Origin of the sequence: Colwellia echini (assembly GCF_002843355.2) — a bacterium.
Classification (GTDB): Bacteria; Pseudomonadota; Gammaproteobacteria; order Enterobacterales; family Alteromonadaceae; genus Colwellia; species Colwellia echini.
On the sequence record NZ_PJAI02000002.1, the window covers coordinates 203690 to 225397 of the forward strand.

General features: G+C 35.3%; 23 protein-coding genes and 1 tRNA gene. 14 read left to right on the forward strand and 10 right to left on the reverse strand.

Annotated elements, in window-relative coordinates; genetic code table 11:
- Positions 1–326: 326 nt before the first annotated feature.
- The 3 genes from CWS31_RS03390 to pyrF all read left to right on the forward strand — a co-directional run bounded on the left by CWS31_RS03390 (position 327) and on the right by pyrF (position 2708).
- Entirely contained in the window at positions 327–572 is a 246-nt protein-coding gene (locus CWS31_RS03390) for a lipopolysaccharide assembly protein LapA domain-containing protein (protein ID WP_101344499.1), read from the forward strand.
- Positions 573–620: 48 nt separating this feature from the next.
- The gene (gene lapB / locus CWS31_RS03395; protein WP_101344498.1) at positions 621–1790 is read left to right on the forward strand and encodes a lipopolysaccharide assembly protein LapB; all 1170 of its coding nucleotides are present in this window, start codon (positions 621–623) and stop codon (positions 1788–1790) included.
- A gap of 222 nt (positions 1791–2012) precedes the next feature.
- A complete protein-coding gene (gene pyrF / locus CWS31_RS03400; RefSeq protein WP_101344497.1) occupies positions 2013–2708 on the forward strand; it encodes an orotidine-5'-phosphate decarboxylase in 696 nt (231 codons plus the stop codon).
- Positions 2709–3141: 433 nt separating this feature from the next.
- On the opposite strand, the gene gap is transcribed toward pyrF, so the two are convergent.
- Complete coding sequence (gene gap, locus CWS31_RS03405; protein ID WP_101344496.1) at positions 3142–4149, reverse strand: type I glyceraldehyde-3-phosphate dehydrogenase; 1008 nt, start codon at positions 4147–4149, stop codon at positions 3142–3144.
- 281 nt (positions 4150–4430) lie between these two features.
- On the opposite strand from gap, the gene gndA reads away from it, so the two are divergent.
- Together gndA and msrB are read left to right on the forward strand one after the other, a co-directional pair.
- Positions 4431–5963: an NADP-dependent phosphogluconate dehydrogenase gene (gene gndA, locus CWS31_RS03410; RefSeq protein WP_101344495.1), complete on the forward strand. Its 1533-nt coding sequence runs from the start codon at positions 4431–4433 to the stop codon at positions 5961–5963.
- A gap of 35 nt (positions 5964–5998) precedes the next feature.
- Entirely contained in the window at positions 5999–6373 is a 375-nt protein-coding gene (gene msrB / locus CWS31_RS03415; RefSeq protein WP_101344494.1) for a peptide-methionine (R)-S-oxide reductase MsrB, read from the forward strand.
- A 132-nt stretch (positions 6374–6505) separates the two neighbouring features.
- On the opposite strand, the gene CWS31_RS03420 is transcribed toward msrB, so the two are convergent.
- Positions 6506–7345: a DUF2989 domain-containing protein gene (locus tag CWS31_RS03420; RefSeq protein ID WP_101344493.1), complete on the reverse strand. Its 840-nt coding sequence runs from the start codon at positions 7343–7345 to the stop codon at positions 6506–6508.
- 145 nt (positions 7346–7490) lie between these two features.
- Between CWS31_RS03420 and CWS31_RS03425 the strand changes: the two genes are divergently transcribed.
- Positions 7491–8954 carry a glyceraldehyde-3-phosphate dehydrogenase gene (locus CWS31_RS03425; protein ID WP_101344492.1) on the forward strand — a complete coding sequence of 488 codons (1464 nt, stop codon included), beginning with the start codon at positions 7491–7493 and terminating at the stop codon, positions 8952–8954.
- A 149-nt stretch (positions 8955–9103) separates the two neighbouring features.
- Positions 9104–9304 carry a hypothetical protein gene (locus CWS31_RS03430; protein ID WP_101344491.1) on the forward strand — a complete coding sequence of 67 codons (201 nt, stop codon included), beginning with the start codon at positions 9104–9106 and terminating at the stop codon, positions 9302–9304.
- Positions 9305–9343: 39 nt separating this feature from the next.
- On the opposite strand, the gene CWS31_RS03435 is transcribed toward CWS31_RS03430, so the two are convergent.
- From CWS31_RS03435 to CWS31_RS03460, 6 genes are all read right to left on the reverse strand, one after another.
- A complete protein-coding gene (locus CWS31_RS03435; protein ID WP_101344490.1) occupies positions 9344–9682 on the reverse strand; it encodes a TusE/DsrC/DsvC family sulfur relay protein in 339 nt (112 codons plus the stop codon).
- Entirely contained in the window at positions 9673–9966 is a 294-nt protein-coding gene (gene tusB, locus CWS31_RS03440) for a sulfurtransferase complex subunit TusB (protein ID WP_101344489.1), read from the reverse strand. Before tusB ends, CWS31_RS03435 begins: the two co-directional genes overlap by 10 nt.
- 79 nt (positions 9967–10045) lie before the next feature.
- Positions 10046–10423 carry a sulfurtransferase complex subunit TusC gene (gene tusC, locus CWS31_RS03445; protein WP_101344488.1) on the reverse strand — a complete coding sequence of 126 codons (378 nt, stop codon included), beginning with the start codon at positions 10421–10423 and terminating at the stop codon, positions 10046–10048.
- Entirely contained in the window at positions 10423–10791 is a 369-nt protein-coding gene (tusD, locus tag CWS31_RS03450; protein WP_101344487.1) for a sulfurtransferase complex subunit TusD, read from the reverse strand. The genes tusC and tusD overlap by 1 nt, the downstream gene beginning before the upstream one ends.
- A 102-nt stretch (positions 10792–10893) precedes the next feature.
- Positions 10894–11562 (reverse strand): Bax inhibitor-1/YccA family protein, encoded by a 669-nt coding sequence (locus tag CWS31_RS03455; protein ID WP_101344486.1) that lies wholly within the window; start codon positions 11560–11562, stop codon positions 10894–10896.
- A 269-nt stretch (positions 11563–11831) separates the two neighbouring features.
- Positions 11832–12509: a DNA-3-methyladenine glycosylase I gene (locus tag CWS31_RS03460; protein ID WP_101344485.1), complete on the reverse strand. Its 678-nt coding sequence runs from the start codon at positions 12507–12509 to the stop codon at positions 11832–11834.
- 203 nt (positions 12510–12712) lie between these two features.
- Between CWS31_RS03460 and CWS31_RS03465 the strand changes: the two genes are divergently transcribed.
- The 7 genes from CWS31_RS03465 to CWS31_RS03495 all read left to right on the forward strand — a co-directional run bounded on the left by CWS31_RS03465 (position 12713) and on the right by CWS31_RS03495 (position 20006).
- A tRNA-Ser gene (locus CWS31_RS03465) sits at positions 12713–12803 on the forward strand.
- 611 nt (positions 12804–13414) lie between these two features.
- Positions 13415–14095 carry a hypothetical protein gene (locus CWS31_RS03470; protein ID WP_101344484.1) on the forward strand — a complete coding sequence of 227 codons (681 nt, stop codon included), beginning with the start codon at positions 13415–13417 and terminating at the stop codon, positions 14093–14095.
- 108 nt (positions 14096–14203) lie between these two features.
- Entirely contained in the window at positions 14204–15031 is an 828-nt protein-coding gene (locus CWS31_RS03475) for a DUF2726 domain-containing protein (protein ID WP_170252754.1), read from the forward strand.
- Between the two features lie 112 nt (positions 15032–15143).
- Entirely contained in the window at positions 15144–15992 is an 849-nt protein-coding gene (locus CWS31_RS03480) for a TIGR02391 family protein (RefSeq protein ID WP_101344482.1), read from the forward strand.
- 479 nt (positions 15993–16471) lie between these two features.
- Positions 16472–17506 carry a DUF1186 domain-containing protein gene (locus CWS31_RS03485; protein ID WP_101344481.1) on the forward strand — a complete coding sequence of 345 codons (1035 nt, stop codon included), beginning with the start codon at positions 16472–16474 and terminating at the stop codon, positions 17504–17506.
- Between the two features lie 23 nt (positions 17507–17529).
- Positions 17530–18057, forward strand: coding sequence for a DUF3750 domain-containing protein (locus tag CWS31_RS03490; protein ID WP_101344508.1), 528 nt, complete (start codon positions 17530–17532; stop codon positions 18055–18057).
- Positions 18058–18278: 221 nt separating this feature from the next.
- Positions 18279–20006, forward strand: coding sequence for a B12-binding domain-containing radical SAM protein (locus CWS31_RS03495; RefSeq protein WP_246143325.1), 1728 nt, complete (start codon positions 18279–18281; stop codon positions 20004–20006).
- A gap of 65 nt (positions 20007–20071) precedes the next feature.
- Here CWS31_RS03495 and CWS31_RS03500 read toward each other — a convergent pair whose 3' ends face one another.
- Positions 20072–20914 (reverse strand): PEP-CTERM sorting domain-containing protein, encoded by an 843-nt coding sequence (locus tag CWS31_RS03500; protein WP_101344480.1) that lies wholly within the window; start codon positions 20912–20914, stop codon positions 20072–20074.
- A gap of 175 nt (positions 20915–21089) precedes the next feature.
- Entirely contained in the window at positions 21090–21704 is a 615-nt protein-coding gene (locus tag CWS31_RS03505; RefSeq protein WP_101344479.1) for a DUF1287 domain-containing protein, read from the reverse strand.
- Positions 21705–21708 lie beyond the last annotated feature (4 nt).

The following is a 21708-nucleotide window of genomic DNA, read 5'->3' on the forward strand; positions in this document are numbered from 1 at the left end:
TCTTCTCAACTCAGAGCTATATTCGATACTCATTAACAAGGCAAATTTGTTTCGGTTTAGTCATTCTAAATCAAATAAATTTAACGATGTTAGTGGGTATCGAGATAGCTCCCAGAGGGCGATTTTAAAAGGTTTACAAGCTGCGTTATTGATTTTGACAAGGGAATAACCATTCTCTTCAATCAATGCCTTGCTTTTAAACCTTTTAATTCTCGCTGAGTGGGAAAGAACTTAATCAATTTGGTATAATACCAAATGAATTAATAATCATCTTCAAATGGTATAATAGTTAATACTCTTTAGTTTTTTCTTTTAAGGCTGATAAAATGCGTTTATACATCACACTATTTTTTATATTAGTTTTACTGGCCATCGCATTTATTTTTGGCAGTCAAAATGATCAATTACTGACGTTAAATTACTTAATTGCGCGAACAGAAATTTCTGTTGCAGCTGCGGTCAGCTTATTTACTGGTATTGGGTTTTTACTCGGTCTGCTAGTCACTATTTTGTGGCGTATAATACGTAAAAGTAAAAAAGTATTCGCTAAAAATAAATCACAAGAAGTGTAGTCGTTTCTACCTCTTTTACTCTCACATTCACTTTTCTCAAGAGCTCTAATGATTGAATTACTCTTTTTATTATTACCTGTTGCTATGGCCTATGGTTGGTACATGGGACGTAATAGCATTAAACAAAACCAGCAAATAGCGAAACAAGATCTCTCTATAAAATATTCAACAGGATTGAACTATTTATTATCAAATCAACAAGATAAAGCCATTGATTCACTACTTGATGCGTTAAAAGTAGAAGACGATAGTGTTGAAGCGCATTTTGCCATGGCCAACTTATTTAGAAAACGTGGTGAATTAGACCGAGCACTAAAAGTACATGAACATTTGGTTAGATTAAATCACCTACCTACTAAAGATAAACAACAAGCTGTTTTTGAATTAGGTAAAGACTTTCTCAGTGCTGGTTTATATGATCGCGCGGAAACCATGTTTTTAAAGTTATTAAAATCTAAAGACTACGGCTTAAAATCATTAACGTATTTATTAAGAATATTTCAATCAACTAAAGATTGGAAGCAGGGCATATCTCATCAAAAACAAATTGTTAAATTAAATGATAAACGCTTATTACATACCTTAGCCAACTTTTATTGCGAGTTAGCAACAACGGCTTTTGCTAAAGATCAATTTATCGAAGTGATCGAATTATTAGAGCAAGCATTAATACTTGATCCAGACTCTTGTCGCGCTAATTGGTTAATGGCAAAAATATATGAAAAACATCAACAATGTGAATTAGCAGCAAAGTGTTACCAAGCTATATACCAACAAGATAAAGAGTTTTTCCCCGATGTTATTGAAGCGATGTTAGATTGTTATACACGTTTAGATGAAGTTGATGAGTTTTATAAGTTTATAAAAAATGTATATGACGAAACGGCAGGCTCAAGTGCATTAATCTTTTACCTTGCACATGTAGAAAAGAAACATGGTAAGAAAAAGGCCATTGAATTTATTTTGTCAGCTCTTAAACGTAGACCAACCATACGTGGTTTTGAGCACTTTGTAACTATGCAAAGATTACCGTCTGATACAGAAGTTAATAATAAGAGTTTAGATTTAATTACTGATTTAATTAGTGGTTACTTAAAACTTAAGCATAGGTATAGTTGTCGAACCTGTGGCTTTGATAGTTCAACACATTACTGGTCTTGTCCATCATGTCACGAGTGGGAACAACTTAAACCAGTGCGTGGGCTCGAAGGCGAATAAATCTTTGCTTCTTTGCTATTTGCATCAATATTTTTGTCAACCGTACTCACTGACATTCGTCAGCTCCATGCGCTTTCCTCAATATTGAAGAAACTAGCTTTGAATCAAATATTTAGTAAGTTTAATATTTATAATATAAGTATATTAATCAGATAAAGAAAATTATCGTCATTCCCGAAGTCTCCAGTCGGGAATCCATTGTATTAGAACACAGGAAATCCTATGTTAGATCCAAAAGTAGTCGTCGCGTTAGATTTTGATAAAAAAGCTGAAGCGTTATCATTTGTTGATAGAATTTCACCACAAGATTGTAAACTGAAAGTGGGTAAAGAAATGTTTACGTACTTTGGTCCTGAGTTTGTAAAAACGTTAACAGGGAAGGGCTTTGATGTTTTTCTTGATCTTAAGTTTCATGATATTCCAAATACCGTGGCCAAAGCGGTTACTGCAGCTGCTGATTTAGGTGTATGGATGGTAAACGTGCATGCTAGTGGTGGTAGCCAAATGATGACTAAGGCGAAGCAAGCACTGGAGCATTACGGTAAAGATTCGCCATTACTAATCGCAGTTACAGTGCTAACAAGTATGTCAGAAAATGATTTACGTGGTTTAGGTATTAATAAAACCCCAGCAGAACAAGTAAACTTTTTAGCTAACTTAACCAAAGATAGCGGCTTAGATGGCGTAGTTTGTTCAGCAATGGAAGCAGAGCAGTTAAAAATTGATTTAGGTAAAGAATTTAAATTAATTACCCCTGGTATAAGACCTTCAGGCTCAGCGCAAGATGATCAACAACGTATTATGACCCCAGAGCAAGCAATAGCAGTTGGCGTTGACTATTTGGTGATCGGACGCCCAATTACTAAAGCGGTAGACCCACAATTAGTGCTACAACAAATTAATGCTTCAATAAGCTAATGAAGGGTAACTATATTAAGTGATCAATTATTTAGTCGGTAGTTATCTAAGTAGGTAGTAATCTAAGTAGGTAATTATTTAAATAAGTTATCGATAGGGCAGTTCAGTTTTTCTGAACTGCTTTTTTATTTGTACTGTTTTAATTTATATTTGAGGACGTGAAACAGCTACTAGTTAACACTTATACCAATTTCATTAATTAAGTGATCTATTTTAGGCGTAGGAAAAAGCAATAAATACAAGGCATTTATTTACATAACTAGTTGTTCTAATTATTAAATAAAGACGCAGTAGTTAGTGGTTTTAACCCGTATAAATGATCACTTAGTTTGTGAGGTTGGTATTATTGTCCAACATCAAATTTTAGACAAAAAAAAGCTAGGTCATCATTTGACCTAGCTTTTTATTTTTAAGATATTATTTAAATAAAATCTTATTTTTCATATGCGCTGATGAAAGCAACAAGATCTAATACTTTGTTTGAGTAGCCGATTTCGTTATCGTACCAAGATACAACTTTAACGAAAGTATCAGTTAATGCGATACCTGCTTTAGCATCAAAGATAGACGTACAAGTTTCGCCTAGGAAATCGTTAGATACAACTTCATCTTCAGTGTAATCAAGCACACCTTTAAGTGGGCCTTCAGCAGCTGCAGCTTTCATTGCATTACAAATTTCTTCGTAAGTTGCTGGGTTTTTCAAGTTAACAGTTAAATCAACAACAGAAACATCTGGAGTAGGTACGCGGAAAGCCATACCCGTTAATTTACCGTTTAATTCAGGAATTACTTTACCAACAGCTTTTGCAGCACCAGTTGATGAAGGAATAATGTTTTGACCAGCACCACGGCCACCGCGCCAATCTTTAACAGAAGGGCTATCAACAGTTTTTTGTGTTGCTGTAGTTGCATGAACAGTAGTCATTAGGCCATCTTTGATGCCCCAGTTATCATTCAATACTTTAGCAATTGGTGCTAAACAGTTAGTAGTACAAGAAGCGTTAGAAACGATATCTTGACCAGTGTAATCTGTTAAGTTAACACCACATACGAACATTGGCGTATCATCTTTAGATGGAGCACTTAAAACAACTTTCTTCGCACCAGCAGTAATATGTTTACGCGCAGTTTCGTCAGTTAAGAATAAACCAGTAGATTCAACAACAACGTCTGTGTCGATTTCATTCCATTTTAAATCTTCAGGGTTACGCTCTGCAGTAACACGAATAACGTTACCGTTTACAACTAATTGACCATCTACTACTTCAACAGTACCTTTAAAACGACCATGTGTTGAATCGTACTTCAACATATAAGCCATATAATCAATATCCATTAAGTCGTTAATACCTACAACTTCAATGTCACTACGCTCTGCTGCAGCTCTAAATACAAAACGACCAATACGGCCAAAACCGTTAATACCAACTTTAATTTTCATGGTTAACCTCTAATGCTAAAAAACACGTAAAACAGTGCATATTAAATAATGTAGTAAAATTACATCATTCTGAGATTATTACAAGCTAAAGATAGGTTTTGGCCCGAAAAACGCGATATTTTTTATATTTTTTTGTTTAAATTACTAAAATGATCTATTTTAACCGAATTAATTACTCTTATGGGTACACTACCGTCAAGCTAGCGTGCTAGAATGCTAAAATTTTTAAAAATAGTCGATACTTTACGGCGATTGACCTTAATTTACATAGGATAAATATTATGACACAAGAGAAATTTTTGTGTGACATTGGCTTTATTGGGCTAGGTGTTATGGGTAAGAACCTGGTACTTAATTTAGCTGATAACGGTTTTAATATTGCAGCGTTTGATTTGAGTGCTGAAAAAGTTCAAGCGGTTATTGCGCAAGATGAAGAAGAAAACACTACAGGTAAACAACGTGTTTACGGTTGTTCTTCATATACAGAATTACTTTCTCAACTTAAAGCGCCGCATCTTATTGTATTAAGTGTTCCTGCTGGAGCACCTGTTGATCAGGTTTGTGAAAACCTTATTGGTGCTGGTATTCAACCTGACGATATTATTATAGATACTGGAAATAGCCTTTGGGTTGATACTGTAGCTCGAGAAGCTAAATATAAAAATAACTTCTTATTATTCTCTTCCGCTGTATCTGGTGGCGAAGTGGGTGCACGTTTTGGTCCATCATTAATGCCAAGTGGCTCTCCTTATGCTTGGGCACGTGTTAAACCTATTTGGGAAGCCATTTCTGCTAAAGTAAATAGTGAAACAGGCAAGCCGATGGAACGTACAGAGCCAGGCCAAATTATTACTGAAGGTGAACCATGTGCCGCCTACATTGGTCCTGCAGGTGCTGGTCACTATGTAAAAATGGTACACAATGGTATTGAATATGCTGATATGCAAATTATTTGTGAAGCCTACCATGTATTAAAAGATGGCTTAAATTTAAATTGTGCAGAGATTGCTGATATTTTTGAAGAGTGGAACAACGGCCCGTTAGATAGTTATTTGATGGAAATATCCGTAGAAGTATTACGTCATCACTCTAGTGATACTAATACACCATTGGTTGAATTAATCTTAGATAAAGCAGGGCAGAAAGGCACTGGTCTTTGGACTGCTATGAGTAGTTTAGAATTAGGTTGTCCAGCGCCAACAATTGCACAAGCTGTTTATGCGCGCTCTATCTCTTCATTTAAAGACTTAAGAGTTCAAGCATCTTCATTACTTGGTGGTGCTGAAGAAGCATCATTCTCACACGATGAAAAATCACAAGTTATTGCTCAGTTACATGATGCAATGTATTGTGCAAAAATTTGTGCTTATGCCCAAGGTTTCCAATTAATGAAGCTTGCTGGTAAAGAGCATGGTTGGACGTTAGACTTCGGTAGTATTGCTAAAATATGGCGTGCAGGTTGTATTATCAGAGCTGTTTTCCTACAATCGATCACTAATGCGTACGATCGTGATGAGAAATTAGAAAACTTATTGTTAGATGATTTCTTTATTAAAGAGCTTAATAGTCGCCAACAAAACTGGCGTAAAGCTATTTGTCATGCAACGATGCAAGGTGTGCCTATTGGTGCATTATCTTCATCACTTGCTTATTATGATTCAATGCGTAGTGAAACGTTACCAGCTAACTTGTTACAAGCTCAACGTGATTTCTTTGGTGCTCACACTTTTGAAAGAACAGATAAGCCAGCAGGTAAAAAGTACCATGTTGAATGGTCTACTAAAGACAAAAATACTATCTTGATTGATGGTTAATATTAATAGTTAATTTGACGGTTAATTAAATACTTATGAATAATGATGATTATAAAGAAAAGTTATCTGATGCAGCTTATAAAGTGTGTCGACTAGCCGCTACTGAACAACCATTTACTGGTATTTATAATGATCACTGGTTGGCAGGCACATACCTTTGTGCCTGCTGCGATCAGCCGTTATTTGAAAGTGATAGCAAATTTAACGCTGGCTGTGGTTGGCCTAGCTTCTTTGCCTCAATTGAGGATAAAGTAGCGTACCTTCCAGATAATACACATAATATGCAACGAGTTGAGATACAGTGTAAAAACTGCCAATCTCACTTAGGTCATGTTTTTGATGATGGGCCAGAGCCAACAGGCAAACGTTATTGTGTTAACTCACTTAGCTTAGCGTTTAAACCTGCTTAACTGAAATATTAACAATTAAAAAATTATTTCCAGCCGGTGGCAACGTCGGCTGACATTACAGAGTTAATATCTAAACAACTTATCTGAAAAATACCTGCACAGCCTTTAATTTTAAGCCCATACTCCTATGGTCTAATAATTAGGACTGGTAAATTTCCCCGCAAGAATTTTATCTAATGTGCTACTTGCCACATCATCTAAAAACTCTGTATTGAGATCTCCCACCACTTGATAACTTTTCAAACTCTGCTCTAACATTTTATTTGGTTTTTCGAGTAATAGTTGATAAGCACGTAACCAAATATATGCCTGTTTATACTGTTTTTTATTGGTAAATATTGTTGCTAAGGTTTCTAATATTTCAGGGTTAAGTGTAGTATCAGGCTCATGTAACTCTAATGCCCGGTATAGTAAACCTAAGGTTTTCTTTCTATCACGCTTCACATAATAAGTGGCTAAGTGATATTGCGAGGTTGAATTATTTAATGCTTCTGTGCCTTCTAAAACAAGAAGTTCCGCTAGTGCTTGTTCATTAGTATTTCTAGACCACAGATAATAAAGAATATGAGGGTGGTTAGAATGAGCCACCTCAGTTGATAGCTGGGCAAAATTAGCTTGAGCATTGTTTAAATTATTTATTCGCTTAGTGGTTTTTTCTTTTAATTTAATGTGTTGTATCTGAGCCGCTAACGACATACATTTGATATAGCCTTCATAAGTGATTAATAATTTATACTTGTCATCATCTCGGTTGTTGTTTTTAACCCTATCATGATTGACTAATAAGCTGATTCGTTCAGCCTTACACCAGTTATCTGCGCGAATTTGATCACAAAACTCAACGTTATTGTCACAAAGCTCAGTGACATTGACTTTGTCACTGCAAGCGGCGGTCAAAAAACTAAAAAAGAGAATACCAAAACTGATTTTTAAATTAGCCTGGAATAGTGGTAACTGTTTAAAATTAATCATAATAAATGCCAAAAAAAATTGTAACCTACGGGGAATCTTTTACACTGAATATTAGAGACTGTTGAAAATACTACTAATGCGTTGTTATTACATCCTTGATGATAATAGCCTACTGTTTACGTAACTGATAGAAAAGGTTTACATTATGGATTCTCATCCCGAAGAAAATTATCAAGTAAGTTGGCAAGAGCGACAAACGTTTGCTGAAAATATGCAGCCTAAAATAGGCTTGTTATTTCGCAACAAAGGCATCGAAATTTTAGTATACGGTCGTACCTTGTTAAATGCTTCTGCTATAGACATTATAAAAGCGCATAAAGCAGTTACTCTTCACGAGGATAAAATATTATTAGTACGAGAAAGCTTTCCGTTTATTGATGCGATAAATAACATGAAGCTGGCACCTGCACGAATTGATGTGGGTAAGCTAGCTTATAATTATTATCATTCAGAAAAAAGTGGGGGCTTGTCAGTTTCTCAATATTTAGCACAAGAATTAGACGATATTATTGATCAAGCGGGCACTATCAATAATTCAGAAAACAAAAGACAAGATGTTGTTCTTTATGGGTTTGGTAGAATAGGTAGAGTATTAGCGCGTTTATTAATAGAGCGTTCTGGGCCAAATTCACAACTTAACCTTAGAGCCATAGTGTTACGGCCTGGAAAGTCAAATGACGACATTGAAAAACGAGCTAGCTTATTGCGTAGAGACTCAGTTCATGGCGCTTTTAATGGTAGTATTAGTATAGATAAAGAACGCAATGTTATTCGCGCAAATGGTGCTTTTATTAAAGTTATATATGCGAAATCACCTGCAGAAATAGATTATACCGAGCATGGTATAGAAAATGCGTTAGTGGTTGATAATACGGGTATTTGGACAGACGAAGTAGGTTTAAGTCAACATTTACAAGCCAAAGGTGTCGCTAAAGTACTCCTTACTGCACCAGCTAAAGGCGATATTAAGAATATTGTGTTTGGTGTTAACCAAGAAATGATTTTAGCGACTGATAAAATTATTTCGGCGGCAAGCTGTACCACTAACGCCATAACACCGGTGTTAAAAGCCATTAATGATGAGTTTGGTATTCGAAATGGTCATGTGGAAACTATTCATTCTTATACCAATGATCAAAACTTAATTGATAATTATCACCCAGCGCCTCGACGCGGTCGCAGTGCACCATTAAACATGGTTATTAGCACCACAGGTGCTGCACAAGCCGTTGCAAAAGCATTACCTGAACTAAAAGGCTTATTAACGGGTAATGCGATTCGGGTTCCTACGCCAAATGTATCCTTGGCTATCATGAACTTGAATTTGAAAAAGTTAACAGACAAAGCCTCGCTCAATGATTATTTAAGAACCATGTCATTAAAGTCACCGCTTCAAAATCAAATTGATTACACTGCCTCAAATGAAATTGTATCAACCGATTTAGTGGGCTCTCGTTATGCAGGGGTTGTTGATTCACAGGCAACTATTGTTGATGAAGACCGCGCTGTTCTTTATGTTTGGTATGACAATGAGTTTGGATATAGCTGTCAGGTTATGCAGGTAATGCTTGAAATGGCGGGGATCACAGTTCCTAATTTACCTAAATAGTTGTTATTAATGTAAAATAACAATCTAGAATGACAAGTTAAAACTACAAGATAAACATTGTAGTTTTAGTTTAAGTTTTTCTGACTTTGGCCGATAACATTATTATTGAATTTATTAATTATGTTTATAAATATAAAAGGGTAGGGTTTATGTCTATCAGTATTGGTCAAAGTAGTTCTGTGGCAGCACAGTCATCAGCAAGCGCTGAGTTTCTTAACGCAGCAGTGGCTAAAAGCCAGCAAGAGTTAGAGGGGCAAATGGCATTACAGCTTATTCAATCTGCAGGTCCTGTAGCATCAGCTACAGCACCGTCAGGAAATATTGGTAATCATATTAACATTAAAGTTTAAGCTTGCTTAAAACACAAAAATCAAGCTATAAAGTTTCAGTTAAATACAACGTGCAGGTTTTGGTAAGCCTGCATATTTAGTTGCTTGTTTAGCTGGCCCTTCAGGAAACAATTTATATAAATATCTACTACTTGCTTTGGCTTCGCCAAACTCAGCTTTCATTGCTTTGGTTAACGCACGAATTGCAGGAGAGGTGTTATAGGTTAAATAAAACGCTCGTACAAAGTTGATAATTTCCCAGTGCGCATCGGTTAATTCAAAATCATCGTTGTCAGCCATCACTACCGCTAATTCTTTTTCCCACAATAGATGATCAAGTAAGTAACCTTGCTTATCAGTTGCTATATTCTTTTCTTTAAAAACCAATGCTACTGCCATGTGACCACCTGTTGATGAGTAAAAGTTAACGCCACAAGCGCAGACATTTCAATATTATTCACATTCGCTTGAATATCAATGGCTCTTGCGCGAGCGTGACTTGTTATAACATTAAGCTGCGATGTAGTTACAGTATTAAGTAAAGTATCAAGCAAAGTGTGTTTAAGGTTATAACAACCATCATCCATCAAAACGATAGTGTCACGTTGTCCAAGTATATTAATACATTGGGCAAAATCATTTGTTGTAAAGGCTGATTGCCTAACAAGATGTAAAGTACTCATATTATTTCTCTAAAACCGTAACTGCTATTACTCACGCAAGTATTGCTTGAGCCGCTATTAAAAGTATAACTTGAACAACTTAAAACCTAAGTACGTGTTGGTGTTGTTTAATAGCTTCACCAAACTCACGGGGTGTTAATACTTGAACATCATCTATATGAAATTTCTCATTAAGGTTTCTTTCAAATAACGACTGTTGGCAAACATAAATATCTTCAATATCGTAAAACTCAAAAGCCGAAAAGGTTTTTAAATAATCTTTAATCGAAATTAAGCTACCATCTTGCTTAGCCATTAATTGATATACACCATCACCTTGAAAAAATAGTGATACCTTTTGCTCAAAAGAGCCGAAGATTAATGCAATATCAAGCGCGTCTTTTCCATCAGTACTACCAAAGGGTGCTTTGGAGTTGATAATAGCTAAGCCTTCAATTGTTATATTAAGTGAAGTCATTAAAACTGTACCAATCGAGAAGCTTTTGTTGATAATTCAACTAATTCACCTAAACCCGATACAGTAAAAGCGCCATTAAGTTTTTCACCGTCAATGGCGTCACACGCAATACCGCGCTTTTCGGCTGCAGTAATACAAATATGCAAAGGTAATTGATACTGCTGCGCTAATTGTTGCCAGTGCTCTATCGCTTGATATTCATCACTCGCAATACTTATATTGCTATTAGCATGCATAGCGCCGCCTTGATAAAAGAACACACCAATAACGTTAATGCCAGCAACTAATGCTGATTCAACATAATTAATGGCTGTTGCTGTTAACGGGCTATGTGGGGGGGTAGTTATCACTACAGCTAGAGTATTCAAAACATTTCCAAATTTATTACAAGTAAAAAAAAGCCCCGCAATCGCGAGGCTTTTAATTATAAATCATTCTAAATGTTTTTTAACGTTAATTATTAGTAATTACTAATCGTCGTTGTTAAATACACCTAGTAACTGTAATAAGCTAACAAAAATATTGTAGATATTTAAGTATAAAGAAATAGTTGCGCGAATGTAGTTACGTTCGCCACCATTAATTATACGGCTTGTATCATACAAGATTAAACCAGACATAATCATGATAATTGCAGCACTTAATGCTAACGATAATGCTGGAATTTGAAAGAAGATATTAGCAAGACCGGCCACTAATACTACAATCAAACCTACCATTAAAAAGCCGCCCATAAATGAGAAGTCTTTTTTACTTGTTAATGCATAACCAGAAAGGGCGAAGAATATTAATGCCGTGCCACCAAGTGCTTGCATAATTAATGCGCCGCCATTTGGCATTGCAGCATAAACGTTTAAAAGTGGCCCTAATGAAGCCCCCATTAAACCAGTAAAAGCAAATATCCAATAAACACCGCTAGCAGAGTCAGCTTTTTTATTTACAACAAACATTAGGCCAAACGCAACCAATGTCATTATAAGCGCTGCACCGTGTGGTAGGTTCATTGCCATTGAAATACCCGCTGTTACGGCACTAAATGCTAGTGTCATAGATAACAACATGTAAGTATTTCTTAATACTTTATTAATTTCTATCGCCGAGCTTTTACTCGCCGTTTCAAAACTCATATTCGATTGCATAAAATTTCCTTAAGAATGTAATTCTAATAACTTGTTATAAGATTAGATAAGGTCATTCTAGATAAGTTCAAGGTTATTTTCATCATATTAAATGTATAAAGGTTAAATTAATTAACGATATATATTCAATACAATAACCGACTTACCCTAACTAACTGCCTTGTGACATATTATGGCATGGTGATTTTTAAAATACTATGATTACTAGCGTTTAAAAGTAAGAATTATTTGTTTCAATGTGTAACAACTTATCTAAATACATATAGTTATTAACATTGTTGCCATTTTACACCCAAGCTATTGTAACTATCTATAATCTGTTGTTTTCGATAACAATCATTACTATGATCATTAATTAAACCTGACGCCTGTAAATGCGCATATATAGTAGTAGAGCCAACAAACTTAAAACCACGTTTCTTTAAATCTTTACTTAATGCATCAGAAATAGGGCAGGTAGCAGGATAATCACTCATCTTATTTAAATTACTTACTTGAACCTTATTATCAACAAAGCCCCAAATGTAATTAACAAAGCTGCCGAACTCTTTTTGAATGGCAATAAAGCATTTCGCATTGTTGACCGTTGAAGCAATTTTACCTTTATGACGAATAATAGCAGGGTCGAGCACTAAACGTTCTTCATCAGCTTGGGTAAATAGCGTAACCTTATCTACATCAAAATTAGCAAAGGCTTTTCGATAACCATCACGTCTTTTTAAAATGGTATACCAACTTAAACCGGCTTGGGCAGACTCAAGTACCAAATATTCAAACATCTTATTATCTTCAAGAACAGGAACTCCCCATTCTTCATCATGATATTGCACATAATCCGCTTTAGAAGTGTCTAACCAAGGGCAGCGACACGTGTTTTTAGTTGAAACCGAATCAACTTCAATATTAGAAGTTATCTCAGAAATTGAATCAGGAAAAGTGTCAGTCATATATCTTTCATCATTTAATTAACGGGTAAATCAGTGAAATGCTTTAAGAATTGTTGGAAAACAAAGCAAGCTGGTTGTTTTTTTAGCAAACAAACTGAAAACAAGCATAAATTGTAAAATAGTACTTTACAACTTATTAGAGAGACTTTAATATTCGCCTCGTTCTCAAGCAAGCCTATTTATAAGCTAGTTTGTTTACTTCAGGTGAGATGGCTGAGTGGTCGAAAGCACCGGTCTTGAAAACCGGCAAGGGTTTGTAGCCCTTCTAGAGTTCAAATCTCTATCTCACCGCCACATTCTAAGAAACCGCAACTTTAACAAGTCGCGGTTTTTTTTCGTCTGGAGTTTGTAAATACAAACTATGCGTTTGTAGCGCTAAACCTTCGTGTAGAGTTCAAATCTCTATCTCACCGCCAAACTTTATAGGTAGGCCTATGTTTTACAAGGGCTTTTTTACACCTATAGGTTTCTGAAACGTCAAGAAGACCGTCAAATACTCTCGTTACAATAAAAATATACCTCAAATAAAATTAATCGAACCTGATCAAAGATCAGAACCCCATAATTTTCTATAAGGTTGCTGGTGAAGAAGACAATTACATTCGTTGTATCACCTAATTTCATCAAAACTGCCAATCATCACCTAAGACTTCTCAGTAACACACCTCAATCAGTTAATTTACTGCTTTAAGCACATGAACATATATTAATTTACATTGTTTTAGATCAGGATATTACAAAGAAGGCTCAGTAATATCTTAGGTTTGACAAAAATTATAAAACTGTAGTTTCTAATAGTTTGAAATTATGGGATATTAATACTAATTAAATAAGTTTTATGGGGCAGACATTACTGAAAGGTCTCCATAATAAGTTGTTAGTACTATTAATTGAGGCTTCACACAATGTTAACTTTGGAAGTTTTTACTCAAATAGCTGTTTTATTTGGTGGAGTATCAGTTATCTTAGTCGCTTTAAGCACATTTCTTGCCAATATATGGACTAAAAGAATTATAAATGGCGAGCTTGCTGAGCATAAAAGAGAGCTACAGAAGCAAGTAGATGATGCTAAAAAGGAATTACAAAGAGAAGTAATTAGGCATGAGGCATTTACCTCAATATCAAAAGAAAAGTATCAAGAGCTTTTTGAAGACAGAATTAAATTATATAAGAACTTACTGCTGGTTAAAAAAGGTATAGATGACTCTACTTTAGAGAATGCTGAGATGTTGGAATATTACTATGATGATCCTAGTCCTTTTGTTGAAACCATACAAAAGATAAACTCTGCGGCTAGGGATAATCCGATGTTGATGTCAAATGAACTAGCAAAGTTATCAAACAAGCTTTACAACGAATCAGTTTCAATTTTTTCCAAAGCTAAAATTGAAGTGTTTCATGTAGAACAAAATTGTAGTGATGAACAACCTGAACTTTTAATTGATACTGAGAATTCAGTTCTATCTGAACTAGGCTCCGCTTGCGGGGAAACATATAAAAGTTGGCTTGAACAGCTTGAAAAAGATGTTAGCAAAATACGTGTATCACTGGATTTTACTGATGTAGTTTGGCATGCAAAGTACTAACAAGTGTTTAAACGGAATAAAAACAGTTGGCCATAGCTTCGCAAATTATAGCCAACAAATTTTTGTCTCTTAATGAGGCGTTATATCCTTTCTTACTTTTGGAGTCACATGGAAGTTTTTTATAATTTACTACAAAATCAAAGCTGGAGTGATATTTTAGCCAAAGCAAAATCTGACCAAATTAACTTGAAGAAAAATCCGGCTGAGTGGACAAACATTTGTTCATTACTCCAAAGTGAGTTCATCAAATATGCCACAAACGAAAAGGCAGTATTAGTCTCGAAGCTATGCTTTGAATATATTAAATTAAAAACAGCTGGTTATCTCACTGTAACCGATGAAAATACCCAAGTAATTGAAGAGTTAGGAATTAAGGCTTTTGAAGAACAATCAAGCCCTCAGTTAAGTTCCTTTATCAAAATATGTCAGTTTACTCCTGTAGCTAAACAAGCTGTTGAAGTTAATTATGCAAAGGAGAAAACTAATAGTTTAGATACTAAAAAAGTAACTCTGTTTCCAAGAACTGATTGGTTAAACCCTTTATTTAAAAGCTCATTAGAGACTCACTTTTATCAAGCATTAAAGGACGTTTTTCCTTCTTATTTTATTTATCCAAATGTAGCGTTGAGCAATATTTTTGATAAAGAACAAATCTTTCCACATTTAAACTCCGAACAGCGTAGTTTTTACTTTAATGGTGTTGTCGATTTTGTAGTTTATGATCCTACTGATAAGCATATGCCCAAATACTTTTTTGAAGTTGATAGTTTTTATCATGATAGGCAAGAGGCTATGATTAGGGATGCTAAAAAGAATGCAATTTTTAACGCGGCTAATATATCGCTTCATAGAATTCGTCCTGACTCAGATTCATTAACAACTAAGCATGACTTTTTTTGTGAAATAAATAAATTGGTCAGAGAAAGCAGCACATAAGCTGTTCAAGCGAGACAAAATATAGGTGGCTTTTTCGTTCCTCAACATTTTAGCAAACTATTTTATTGCCACTTAATGTGGGCGTTAGGCATTCTATTTAAATGGAGTTTTCGTGATAATTAACAAGCAACCAGCAGGGATACAGTATTTAGGAGAAAATGGCTTAACTGAATCCTGTAAACAAGCTGTTATACAACTTATTCATTTTGGTGAAGCAATTGAAGAAGTAAAGATACTTACTGCTGAAGGAGAGCATTCTAACTCTCATGGTCTTCTATTAACTGTGGGTTATGGTACTCAAATAGCAATTAAAAATGGTTTTTCTTCTGGTTACCCAGGTGAAGGGCCTAGAGGATATGCCTTTATTTTAAATTTACTCAGTAAATATACTGAAAATATTGGCGAATACATTGTGCATCACAAAATTATTCAACGTCTCTGTAATTCAGCTTTGACAATTCATGATATTGAATCAATTAATCTTCTACAAAAAATAAAGCCTGCTAGGTGGTATGATTTCGTTCCTTATAAAAAAGAAGATAGACCTGCTGTATTTCATGAATTCCCTCTAACAATTCCTATGGCCTTGATTGATAACCGCTTGATAGAGATAGCACTAGATTTTGTGGATAACCCTGATAATTCAATACTTAATGCCTATCGAAAAATAGAGTCTATTGTCAGAGGAAGATCAAAATTAACTCATGAGAGTAGTACTAAATTATTTGCTAAAGCATTCCAAGGGGATGAATCTATACTTTACTGGGAAAATTTAGATTCTGGAGAGAATAAAGGTCGAGCATCTCTTTTTACTAGTACTTTTATGGCTTACAGAAACAATAGAGCGCATCAAGAACCCAAGCATAATTTAGATGATGATATCCGTGAGTTTTTATTAATAAACCAACTGTTTATTTTAGAGCGAGAAGCAATAATACGAGAAGTTATTACTGTGGAGTAAAATGCCTATAAGTCATTTAAAAGGTCAAATAACAGTGTTTCTTGCCTCTTAATGAGGCTAACTATGAAATAGGATATGACTGTGCGTAATTAATCTTATATTTGCACTTGTTATACTTTTGAATAGCAGGGTTCTTTGTTTATATGTTACTTACTGATTGTTAAGGTTATTAATTTTTAGTGTTCAGTACCCATACTCGTCCCATTCCTCCCGCCACATTAAGATAAACCCGTTAATTCGAGACAGTTAACGTTTTTTTGCTTTCACAAGCTGTATAAAACAAGGAGTTTGTAGAGCTAATCCTATCCAAGAGTCCAAATCTCTATATCTCTTTCACATCCTAAGAAACCTTGATTTAACAGGCCTATTACTTTCCGCTTTAAATTTGATAAATTAACAATGCCTTCGGCAATACTCATAGTTACTATATAATGCTGTTCATAAGCACTTATAGTTGATTATTAAACGCGGAATTTTAAATGAATCTAGAACAAACTTTATTGGCAATAAGTAATCCCAATGACGACGAGTTAACAATTAAAGGTATAGAAGCGGCAAAAGCTAATTGGTCTGAATTTTATCCTGAGTTAGAACGCTTAATTGATCAATTTATTGCGGATGATACTTCGTTAACCGACGAACAAGAGGCGATTGTATTTTTTGGTACCTTACTCATTGCCGAACTGAAATACACGCCTGCCTTAGAAAAGTGTTTGCAGTTATTCGCGCGAAGCGATTCCTATTTAACACCTATTGAAGCAATATTTGGAGATGCGCTCACCGAGTTAACCTCTACTTTATTTTATAATGTGGCAGATGGTAATACGCAGGCATTGTCAGACTACATTGTTGATGATCATCAAGCGATGTATTGCAAAGCGGCTGCTATTGAAGCAGTATTTGCTCAATACGAAGCGGGTGATATAGAAAAGGCTGATTTAACTGAGTATGTAAGCCGATGGTTAAATAGCTTTTTGGCGGTACCAAGTTCAAACAATCGCTTTTTAATTAGCGCCTTAGCTGATTATTGTATTCAATATCAACTTGATGACTTTAAAGGTAAGTTTGTTACCTTATGTGATAATAATGAGAGTGACAATAATCAGGGTGATAATAATGGCAGTGACAAGAATGCAGGTGATAAAGACTTATTTGATGAAGATCGTTTTAAGCAATCTGAGGTAATCGCCTGGACTAAAGATAATTCACCTAAACTTATTGAGTCAGGTCTTGTTCAAGGTAATTTTAATGTTATCGATACTTTAAAAGCTTGGATTGAAAATGGCACCGCTGATACAGAATTTGGTATTTCTGGCAATGGAAATTTGGACACTGGAAATATTGATGATTTTGATGCGTTAACGGGTAAGGGCGGTCTATTTGATAGCATCTTGTACGATGAAAATACAATTTTAGAGAACAGTGTACCTGTTAGTTCATTAGTAACTGCTGGCCGAAACGATCCTTGTCCGTGTGGTAGTGGTAAAAAATATAAAAAGTGTTGTTTACGTTAATGGGGAATACAGAAGTAAGGCATATGCGAATTTATATTATTATTAGCGTTGTATTGTTTATTAGTGCTTGTTCAAGTACTGATTGGCGTAAGGCGAGTCGAGAGCCAGCAGGTATTGCTTCACCTCCTAATGAAGACAGCAGAGCCATCATTGAAGTTTATGCTGCAGATGCTTTTAGCTGGCGTGGTTGGTTTGCGGTTCACCCTTGGATTGCAATTAAAGAAGAACAAGCAAATAAATACAGTGTGTATGAAGTGATAGGCTGGCAAGTAGACAGAGGCTTATCTGCTATAAGAGAATACGAAACTCTAACTCCTGATAGATATTGGTTTGGTTCAAAACCTGAATTACTACTTTCTATTAAAGGAGAGAAGGCTGCCAAGCTTATTCCCCAGATTAAAGCAGCCATAGCGGTTTACCCTTGGGCAAATGAATACACTGTTTTCCCTGGCCCAAATAGTAATACCTTTGTCGCTTGGGTGGCACTTCAAGTACCAGAGCTTGAACTAGAGTTACCGTTTAGTGCTATTGGCAGCGGTTATGCCGATTAAAGCGCGTAGGGTCCTACTCAACTAATTTAATCTACATCAACTAATTTAACTTATGTTTCGTGTAATACCTCGTTCATTATTCTTTCGTACAACAACATCACAAAATTAATGAGATTGGTATAAATCCTGTAACCCCAGTATAATTGCGGCAATATTTATAATGTTACAACTTTTAGCTGTTAAACTTTTAGCGGTTCAAATAATAGGTAATTAAAGCCAGTATGACCGAGCAAAAAAGCAATCAGCAAAACGTTAAGCAGAATGATCCTGAATTAGTCATTACCCAAATGCCATTAGTGGATGAAGGTGCTGAAGCGGTCTCCCTAGGAAACTCTTCTGTTTCAAATGAGCATGTAAATATTGAGCCTGTAGCTATTGACCCTGAAAAGAAGGTTTCATCGTTAACAAATCCCATTGATAAAGACTCTCCAAAGATTGTACTGGCGACACTTAATGCTCGCTTTTTTCATACTAGCTTCGGTTTACGATATCTTTACGCTAATTTAAAAGAATTACAAAGTAGCTGTGAAATTAAAGAGTTTATTATCCAAACTCGCGCAATTGATATTGTTGAACAAATTTTAGAATCAAAACCCGACATTGTAGGTTTTGGTGTTTATATCTGGAACATTGTTGAATCAACTGACGTTGTAAACTTACTAAAAGTTATCGCGCCAGAAATTACGGTAATTTTAGGTGGCCCTGAAGTTAGCTACGAAACTGAAGATCAAGCTATCGTAAAATGCGCTGATTATGTATTAACAGGTCCTGCAGATTTAAGTTTTTATCAACTGTGTAAAGACCTTATCAATAATACGCCACCAGATAAAAAAGTCGTTCACTCAAAACCTGTTGAGCTAAAAGAGCTGGCGCTGCCGTATGAGTATTATACCGATGAAGATTTAACGCATCGTTTACTCTATGTTGAAGCCTCGCGTGGTTGTCCTTTTAAATGTGAATTTTGTTTATCGTCGTTAGATAAAACCTCTGTACCGTTTGAAATAACCGTTTTTCTTGATGAAATGGAAATTCTTTATCAGCGTGGCGCACGTAATTTTAAATTCATCGATAGAACCTTTAATTTAAACATTAATACCACGATGCATATCATGCAGTTTTTCTTAGATAGAATGACTGATGATTTATATCTTCATTTTGAAGTGGTGCCCGATCATCTACCTAGAAAATTAAAAGAATTGTTAGCTCAGTTTCCTGAAGGCAGTTTACAGTTTGAAATTGGTATACAAACTTTTAACGTTGAAGTGCAAAAGAATATTAGCCGTAAGCAAAATAACGCTAAATCAAAAGACAATTTAATTTGGTTAAAAGACAATACTTCTGCGCATATTCATGCGGATCTCATTTTCGGCTTACCGGGCGAAACGTTCGAAACCTTTAAAGATAGCTTCAATCAACTATATCATTGCCGACCGCATGAAATTCAAATGGGTATTTTAAAGCGATTAAAAGGCAGCCCGATCATAAGGCATACAGAATCGTTCGATTTACGTTTTAATCCATTGCCGCCTTTTAATATTTTAAGTACCGACCGTGTGAGTTTTAGTACCATGCAACGTATCAATCGTTTTGCTAGGTATTGGGACATGATAGGAAACTCAGGGCGATTTAAATATTCATTGCCGCATATATTGTCGGTTGAGCCGTTTGATGATTTTATGGCAATTACCGAATGGATTTTTAACAAAACGGGGCAGATACATAAAATTAACCTGAAAAAGTTATTCGAGCTTATTTCGCAAGCCGTTGAAGCCTTATACCCAGAAAAACATGAATTAGTTATTACAAAAATTGAAGAAGATTACGAAGCAGCTAAACTCAAAAGTTTGTTCAGTAGTTTGAACCTGTATGCGCTAAAAGATAATGCTAACGCGGTAGAAACGGTGGCAAAAAATAAGTCATTAAAGCGACAGCAACAACATATGAGTTAACTACTATCAATGGAATTAAAGCCTAAGTAATACACTTAGGCTTTATGTTTATCTAGGATTTATGACTATCGTTTAAATCGACGTAAGGTTAAACCTAACATTGCTGATAACAATAACACCAATGTCGATGGCTCTGGAACAGCAATGGGTGTGCTGGGTATTGACGAACTAGGGAAACGTACATCTTGTACATTTGCGACAATACTTTCGGTAGAATAGAATCGTGAATTATTTAAAGTTGCACCATCACCTAAAATAAAACTACGCCCAGAAGATAAAAAAGTACCGCTAATGTTTGCGCCACCTATTTCAAAACTATGATTTACTGGGTTTTCAACAAAATTAAAAATTACATTATCAGCAGTTATACCACCTTGTAGTAGTATATTTGCACCTGAGCCTAATTGAGCCTGGCCGAACACATTGAAAACAAGGCTATCAGTTAAGCCACCTGTTATCGTTAATGTTTCACCGCCAGAAAGTAATAAATCTTTAATATTAAAACTTTGAAAACCTGAGCCTGTAATTGCAGAGCTTTCAGTAATATTTCCTAGCTCAGTACTTGCAAAAGCTTGTGCTTGGGTTGCAGCTCCAGTTATATCATTAGCTAACTGAGAAAAACTATCACAAGTACTAACACCGTTAACTATAGCTCCCCAATTGTTGGTAGTTTTAGCGCAGGCATTGCCATCAACAATAACTCCATCGCCTAGCTCTAAGGTGTTTGATGCAGCAACACTACCAAAAATATGTGCTTCTGAGCCAAGTAATAAATTTCCACCCCATTGCTCATTACTCGCAGTAGCAAAAATATAATCTTCAGCGCTACCTAAATTGATCACACCCGCAGATGCAATAAATGGGAGGTTTAGTGATAATAGTATTACACTCGTTAACACGTTTTTCATTGAATAGGGTTCCTTTTGACAACACAGCTAAAAGTTAAGTCGCTATTATAGCGTTATTCTTGTACAGATGTAATAAAAGATCAGACTATTTGATTGGCTAGATCATTTAAGTTTTAGATATTTAGCGAATACTAAAACAATAGAAATATTGTAACTTATAATACTTTATGAAATTTTAAAGGTACTTTTCTGGCACAAATCTATAATGCCCAGTAATTTTAAAGTCAAAAATCATATCGTCTATTTTAGGGCCTTGACCAATATTATGCACGATCATCAGATTACCTGTTTGGGGATTAACTTTATCTATAATCATGCCAATATGGGGTAAATTACCAGGTAACATCCAAGTAATAATATCACCAACAGCGTAATCCTCACTTTTTGTGCTAACGACTAAACTTTGTCCATGTCTTGTAAAAAATGTTTGTAAGTTTGGCACACGTCTATGGTCTATGTTTTTATCGGTTGAGTTTAATCCCCATATCCGCTTAGAAGGATAAAGTAAAAAGTTTGCTTTCATATCTTCATGAACGAGTTTTTGTAGATCAGTCCCTATGTTTCGATAAGCTCTAATTATCAAATCTGTACACACACCTATATTAGGGGGAACATCGCCGTTTGGATAAGGGATAGATAAATAAGCGCCATCATAAGTAACCTGATGAGTTGTTCTGTCAAGTAAGCTTGATACTATGTCCTTATTAAACTCCGATGCGTTAACTTGCAAAGACGTTAAAGAAAAAATAGCCAACTTTAATAAAAAGTAAAACGGTGTAAACTTATTCATAAAT

Coding starts and splice junctions, on each gene's coding strand:
- CWS31_RS03390 (WP_101344499.1), top strand. CDS start 327: ATGCGTTTATACATCACACTATTTTTTATATTAGTTTTACTGGCCATC.
- lapB (WP_101344498.1), top strand. CDS start 621: ATGATTGAATTACTCTTTTTATTATTACCTGTTGCTATGGCCTATGGT.
- pyrF (WP_101344497.1), top strand. CDS start 2,013: ATGTTAGATCCAAAAGTAGTCGTCGCGTTAGATTTTGATAAAAAAGCT.
- gap (WP_101344496.1), bottom strand. CDS start 4,149: ATGAAAATTAAAGTTGGTATTAACGGTTTTGGCCGTATTGGTCGTTTT.
- gndA (WP_101344495.1), top strand. CDS start 4,431: ATGACACAAGAGAAATTTTTGTGTGACATTGGCTTTATTGGGCTAGGT.
- msrB (WP_101344494.1), top strand. CDS start 5,999: ATGAATAATGATGATTATAAAGAAAAGTTATCTGATGCAGCTTATAAA.
- CWS31_RS03420 (WP_101344493.1), bottom strand. CDS start 7,345: ATGATTAATTTTAAACAGTTACCACTATTCCAGGCTAATTTAAAAATC.
- CWS31_RS03425 (WP_101344492.1), top strand. CDS start 7,491: ATGGATTCTCATCCCGAAGAAAATTATCAAGTAAGTTGGCAAGAGCGA.
- CWS31_RS03430 (WP_101344491.1), top strand. CDS start 9,104: ATGTCTATCAGTATTGGTCAAAGTAGTTCTGTGGCAGCACAGTCATCA.
- CWS31_RS03435 (WP_101344490.1), bottom strand. CDS start 9,682: ATGGCAGTAGCATTGGTTTTTAAAGAAAAGAATATAGCAACTGATAAG.
- tusB (WP_101344489.1), bottom strand. CDS start 9,966: ATGAGTACTTTACATCTTGTTAGGCAATCAGCCTTTACAACAAATGAT.
- tusC (WP_101344488.1), bottom strand. CDS start 10,423: ATGACTTCACTTAATATAACAATTGAAGGCTTAGCTATTATCAACTCC.
- CWS31_RS03455 (WP_101344486.1), bottom strand. CDS start 11,562: ATGCAATCGAATATGAGTTTTGAAACGGCGAGTAAAAGCTCGGCGATA.
- CWS31_RS03460 (WP_101344485.1), bottom strand. CDS start 12,509: ATGACTGACACTTTTCCTGATTCAATTTCTGAGATAACTTCTAATATT.
- CWS31_RS03470 (WP_101344484.1), top strand. CDS start 13,415: ATGTTAACTTTGGAAGTTTTTACTCAAATAGCTGTTTTATTTGGTGGA.
- CWS31_RS03475 (WP_170252754.1), top strand. CDS start 14,204: ATGGAAGTTTTTTATAATTTACTACAAAATCAAAGCTGGAGTGATATT.
- CWS31_RS03485 (WP_101344481.1), top strand. CDS start 16,472: ATGAATCTAGAACAAACTTTATTGGCAATAAGTAATCCCAATGACGAC.
- CWS31_RS03490 (WP_101344508.1), top strand. CDS start 17,530: ATGCGAATTTATATTATTATTAGCGTTGTATTGTTTATTAGTGCTTGT.
- CWS31_RS03495 (WP_246143325.1), top strand. CDS start 18,279: ATGACCGAGCAAAAAAGCAATCAGCAAAACGTTAAGCAGAATGATCCT.
- CWS31_RS03500 (WP_101344480.1), bottom strand. CDS start 20,914: ATGAAAAACGTGTTAACGAGTGTAATACTATTATCACTAAACCTCCCA.
- CWS31_RS03505 (WP_101344479.1), bottom strand. CDS start 21,704: ATGAATAAGTTTACACCGTTTTACTTTTTATTAAAGTTGGCTATTTTT.